Annotated in this window: 9 protein-coding genes and 1 pseudogene; 5 read left to right on the top strand and 5 right to left on the bottom strand. The window is 61.8% G+C overall.

All coding sequences use genetic code 11. The features are described from left to right. Window positions 1–364 precede the first annotated feature (364 nt). The 4 genes from AC1DY5_RS44375 (at window position 365) to AC1DY5_RS44360 (ending at window position 1,855) form a co-directional block, all read left to right on the top strand. Window positions 365–772 carry a plasmid pRiA4b ORF-3 family protein gene (locus tag AC1DY5_RS44375; RefSeq protein WP_478120772.1) on the top strand — a complete coding sequence of 136 codons (408 nt, stop codon included), beginning with the start codon at window positions 365–367 and terminating at the stop codon, window positions 770–772. 61 nt (window positions 773–833) lie between these two features. Continuing rightward, window positions 834–1,226 (top strand): hypothetical protein, encoded by a 393-nt coding sequence (locus AC1DY5_RS44370; RefSeq protein ID WP_478120771.1) that lies wholly within the window; start codon window positions 834–836, stop codon window positions 1,224–1,226. A gap of 102 nt (window positions 1,227–1,328) precedes the next feature. Then, window positions 1,329–1,688 (top strand): hypothetical protein, encoded by a 360-nt coding sequence (locus tag AC1DY5_RS44365; protein ID WP_478120770.1) that lies wholly within the window; start codon window positions 1,329–1,331, stop codon window positions 1,686–1,688. A 5-nt stretch (window positions 1,689–1,693) separates the two neighbouring features. Then, entirely contained in the window at window positions 1,694–1,855 is a 162-nt protein-coding gene (locus tag AC1DY5_RS44360; RefSeq protein WP_478120769.1) for a hypothetical protein, read from the top strand. A 60-nt stretch (window positions 1,856–1,915) separates the two neighbouring features. Here the strand turns inward: AC1DY5_RS44360 and AC1DY5_RS44355 are convergent, their stop codons facing one another. The 4 genes from AC1DY5_RS44355 to AC1DY5_RS44340 all read right to left on the bottom strand — a co-directional run bounded on the left by AC1DY5_RS44355 (window position 1,916) and on the right by AC1DY5_RS44340 (window position 3,403). After that, complete coding sequence (locus tag AC1DY5_RS44355) at window positions 1,916–2,152, bottom strand: hypothetical protein (protein WP_478120768.1); 237 nt, start codon at window positions 2,150–2,152, stop codon at window positions 1,916–1,918. A gap of 326 nt (window positions 2,153–2,478) precedes the next feature. Continuing rightward, window positions 2,479–2,874 carry a HepT-like ribonuclease domain-containing protein gene (locus tag AC1DY5_RS44350; protein WP_478120767.1) on the bottom strand — a complete coding sequence of 132 codons (396 nt, stop codon included), beginning with the start codon at window positions 2,872–2,874 and terminating at the stop codon, window positions 2,479–2,481. Further along, window positions 2,871–3,161, bottom strand: a complete 291-nt coding sequence (locus tag AC1DY5_RS44345) for a nucleotidyltransferase family protein (protein WP_478120766.1) — start codon at window positions 3,159–3,161, stop codon at window positions 2,871–2,873. The genes AC1DY5_RS44350 and AC1DY5_RS44345 overlap by 4 nt, the downstream gene beginning before the upstream one ends. A gap of 83 nt (window positions 3,162–3,244) precedes the next feature. Next, window positions 3,245–3,403 carry a hypothetical protein gene (locus AC1DY5_RS44340; RefSeq protein ID WP_478120765.1) on the bottom strand — a complete coding sequence of 53 codons (159 nt, stop codon included), beginning with the start codon at window positions 3,401–3,403 and terminating at the stop codon, window positions 3,245–3,247. Between the two features lie 43 nt (window positions 3,404–3,446). On the opposite strand from AC1DY5_RS44340, the gene AC1DY5_RS44335 reads away from it, so the two are divergent. Beyond that, window positions 3,447–3,665, top strand: a complete 219-nt coding sequence (locus tag AC1DY5_RS44335; protein ID WP_478120764.1) for a hypothetical protein — start codon at window positions 3,447–3,449, stop codon at window positions 3,663–3,665. Between the two features lie 305 nt (window positions 3,666–3,970). Here the strand turns inward: AC1DY5_RS44335 and AC1DY5_RS44330 are convergent. Then, window positions 3,971–4,259: pseudogene (locus tag AC1DY5_RS44330) on the bottom strand (hypothetical protein); the annotation flags it as partial.

The raw sequence follows: 4,259 nt of genomic DNA, 5'->3' as shown, positions 1-4,259 counted from the left end.
GCCTCGCTCAGGTCGCGCCCTATGGCATCGGCGCGCTGGCGGGGTTCTGGTTCGTCGGGCGGGTTGCTGCATTCTGGGTTTGAGCTACCAACGCCGCTTCTTGCGGCATCCCGGTGCCGGCATAATTATTCGCGAGGGCTCCTGACGTCTCTCACGTCAATCGCGAGTCGCAGCCTCGTCGGCGCGGCGTTGGCACTGACAGCAGTCCTCGCACAAGCCGACGAGGGCGGCGCCATTCTGGTTCTCAGGGCGGTATTCGAGCCTGTCGGCGASGCCGGCGCSGGCCACACCCGGCTGGTCGTTCACGACCATGGAGAGTATCCAGAAGCTGGGGGTGTGCACTGCAGCAGAGTAGGCTTCGGGGATGGCTCCTTCCTGGCAAACAGTCCTGCAGCTGCGGGTAGTGCTGCGCCATATCAGCCCGTTGATCTGGCGCCGGCTGTTGGTGCGCAGCGACACGAGCATCGCCCAACTGCACCAGGTCCTGCAGGTGGTGTTTGGCTGGGAGGATCTGCACCTTCACCGCTTCGAGATCCGTGTCCGCGAGTACTGCCTCTACAGAGACGGGGGCATTTTCTTCGACACCGAYGCCCATAGGATCTTGATCGGCGATCTGAACCTGCGGCGCCTCGAGCGATTCACCTATGAATACGACTTCGGCGACTGCTGGATCCACGACCTGCGCATTGAGGCTACCTTACCCGTCAATCCAGGACTGGCGTACCTGCGGTGCACCGCAGGAATGGGCCATCCTGAGTGGGGACCACCCTGACCGCCGGCGCGCAGTCAATCGCAGCCTTGACGCCTTGTCGCCCCAGCCGGAGAGTCGGCCGATGAAACTCACGATTGAGCTTCGCATCGAGGGCGATGCCGCAATGCCGCTCACGGTGCCGATTCAGATCATTGATCATCACGTGCAGGACGTGGGACTCACAGTGGCAGAAGCCAAGGCAATTCTGGGGCGTGGACGGCTTCGCATGATCAAGGGCCATCACCCACTGCGCTTTCGAACGGCCTATAGGGACGTGCCACTGCACAGCGCGCCTTGGTTTCGCTGTCGATGCGAGATCTCCAGGAGCCGAGTTCGCGCGCCATTCCGCTTCGCCCCAGTGCAACTCGCGAGACCTTCGCGACTTCCTGACGGCAAAGCGGCGGCGGCTTCCCTTGAGGGCAATGAAATTGCCCTTCGCACCTATTCCCGCCTGACGACCTTCCGAGCACGATAACGCGGAGTGAGTTCGGTCAGTCGATCGAGCCATTGGTTGTCAGGTTGCCCACAAAGTGAGCTTCATCGAAGTCGGCTGGGCTCCTCGGACAAGGAGGTCCCCATGAGTCATGTTTTCGAGAAGGTGAAGGAGGACCTCCTGGCCGTGGTCCCTCCGACGGTCTTCTTCTTCGTCGCGCTGCACCTCGTCGCCTTCATTCGGGTGCTGATGTTGAAACATACCGACGTCCCGGTGTCGACCACGATGTCGCTGTTGGTCGCTTCGCTCATTCTGGGCAAGGCGGTGTTGATCGCCGACATGCTGCCTTTCATCAATCGCTTCCCGAAGGAGCCCTTGATCTACAACGTGGCCTGGAAAACGGCAATCTATCTGGTCGTCGCCGCTGCGGTGCACTACTTGGAGCGGCTGTATGAATTCTCACGCGAGACGGGGGGATTGTCACTGGCAACCAGAAGCTGCTGACCGAGATGGTGTGGCCTCATTTCTGGGCCATTCAAATACTCCTGTTCCTACTGATCCTGATGTATTGCACCACGCGAGAACTGATCCGTGCCATCGGCAAGGAAAAGGTCAAGCGTATGTTCTTCGGGCCGCATCCCTTGCCATTTGCCTCTGGGACAGGCGGCTGAACCCGTCGTAGCCAGTCAATCCATAGCGGCGAAGCCTTGGCCGACCGCCCTCTTACGGAATCATCCCGCACTCGAACATCTTGTTCGCAATCGGCGCGGCCACCTTATTGAGGAACGCCGCGCGGGCCGTCGGATCGTTACGCAGGACGCGAGCGCCACGGCCCCCCCGCCTGCAATGCCGACCAGGGCCAGTGCGCCCAGCGCAGGAACGATCAGCAATGCGATGCCGGTTGCGAGCTCGGCGACCGACGCGACGGCAGGGACCTTGCCGAGGGTATTGAAGCTCGGATCGCTCACGGGAAGGGTCCAGGGAAGTCCAGCGCGTTACGGCGCCATCCCGCACTCGATCATCTTGATGAGCACGGGTGCGGCGATCCTGTCGATGAAGGCCACACGGGCCTTTTCATGGTTGCGAAGCAGCGTGATGGCTGCCTTCTTGGCCATGGTGGGCGGCTCGTTCTTCCGGGCCTTGAACTCTCCGTTCCGGGTCTGTTCACCTTTCCTCCAAGACGATCCATCAGCCGGCGCGGCCCGGACATGACCGAGGAAGCGGCGGTGCTGTCGCAGGTCACGCGCATCAAGGTGCGAGGCGCATTTGAAGGCACGGCCGAGGGGCTACTGATCTATCCTCCGCGCGGCCGGCAGGGGTCTGTCTCGTCCGGCAGCTCCAGTTCGAGCAGCGCTCGCACAAGATGGCGCAGGCCCGGAAGATCGTTCTTGACGGTCCTCCAGACGATCCCAAGGTCGACGCTGAAGTAGCCATGCGCAAGCGCGTTCCTCATTTCGTAGGCGAACGACAGGGGAAGTTCTGGATGCTCCGCATCAAATTGCGGGTGGTCGCGCTGGATGTTCCGGCTCGCCTCGCCAATGATCTCAAAATTCCGAATTACCGCATCCTGGGCCATCTCGGCACCCCGAAATGCCGTCTCATCGAGGTCGGCCGTGTATCGCTCAATACGCTCAATGGCCAACAAGATGTGGCACAGGTAGTCCGGGAGACGCTGCGGGTCTCGACTCATACCGGAAGCGCCTCCGCCAGAACCGTTGCCCGGATCCGCTCAGGCAAGGCCATCGGCGTCACCACATCCACCTTTACCCCGAGCAGCTGACGCAGCTCATGACGAATCGCGCCAAYGTCAAAGAGCGTGGTCTCGTCTGTGGGATCGATGAGCAAGTCCAGATCGCTCTCGTCGGTGTCCGAGCCATGCACAACCGAGCCGAACACGCGAGCATTCCGCGCACGGTGAGCCAGCACGATCGTGCGGATCTGCCCACGATGGGCCTCGAGCGTCAGAGAAGGCTTCATGGTCGGAGTATGCCCAATCTGGTGCCATGCCAGCAAGGTTTGTCGCTGTGGGCCGGGACGACCGGCCGTCATCGCCAGAAAGGCTACTCCACCTTCTTTGCGAGCCTCTCCATCAGCCGGTGCGTCTCCAGCAGCCTGGCCCCCTCCTCAAGCCCGCCGTCCGCGACTTCGCCGCCGATCCAACTTCGCTCGAACATCACCTTCAGCCAGTCCTCGCCAAAACCCTTGTTGAGCGGGAGCATGCGCACGCTAGTTACGTCAACCCGAAAGTATCGGAATATATCGGTGGCTGAGCTTTCGATCTGCATCCTGCCGAGTGAAGCTCCATTTGATGGTTCGCTTTCGATGGTTGCGCTCGCGCTGCCGAGCGTTGACTTCGGATTGAAGAGCCTGTCGACTGGGAATTCGCCGATCCAGGCACTGACGACTGAGGATTCCGATCTCGATCTCTGCCATGCTCAGCCAACTCGCGTGCTTGGCGGCGCGTTGACCCAGCGAGGGTGACCAGGGGGGCGCACTGGAACGTGCGCAGCATTCACATCCGGTTGGACAAGGGAAGCCAGCCTTGGGCTGACCATCCGAAATCTGCTTCAGCCCTACGCCCAGCGATGGCGACCGGCTACGGCTAGGGTGAACGCGATCACGCTGGGTGGCTCCATGCCGGCCGAGGCCATCGACAAGGTGAACACCTGAGACCAGCAGCGCGACAGCCTGCACCAGAATCAAAACGCACGCGCGTCGTGCGCCCAACAGGGCACTGCGCCTCGCCAGTTGTTCGCTGGTGTAGCGAACTTGGCGGCACGCCATCGCTAGCGTGCGCGTGCGGGCAGGGATGCTGCTATAGGTGCAAACGCCGGCGCGCGGCGCTTTTTCGCAGCCGTTCTTGAGCCACGATCGATGATGGCCTGAGACAGCGACAGCAGCAGTTCGTCGGCGCGTGGTATGCCCATATTTTGGGCCGTGATCTGCCCGCCCTCGAGCAGAAACGTCAACTCGGCGGCGGCCAAGTCCGGTTGTGCAATGCCGGCCTGCTCGCACAGACGCGTCACGCCCAGATCCTTCGCGACCGCCGCGTTCACGTCGACGTTGTAGAACAGG

Source organism: Variovorax sp. P4_D9 (genome assembly GCF_056401695.1).
Note: the sequence above shows the minus strand (reverse complement) of the source record. Positions and strands in the feature narration are given on the sequence as shown.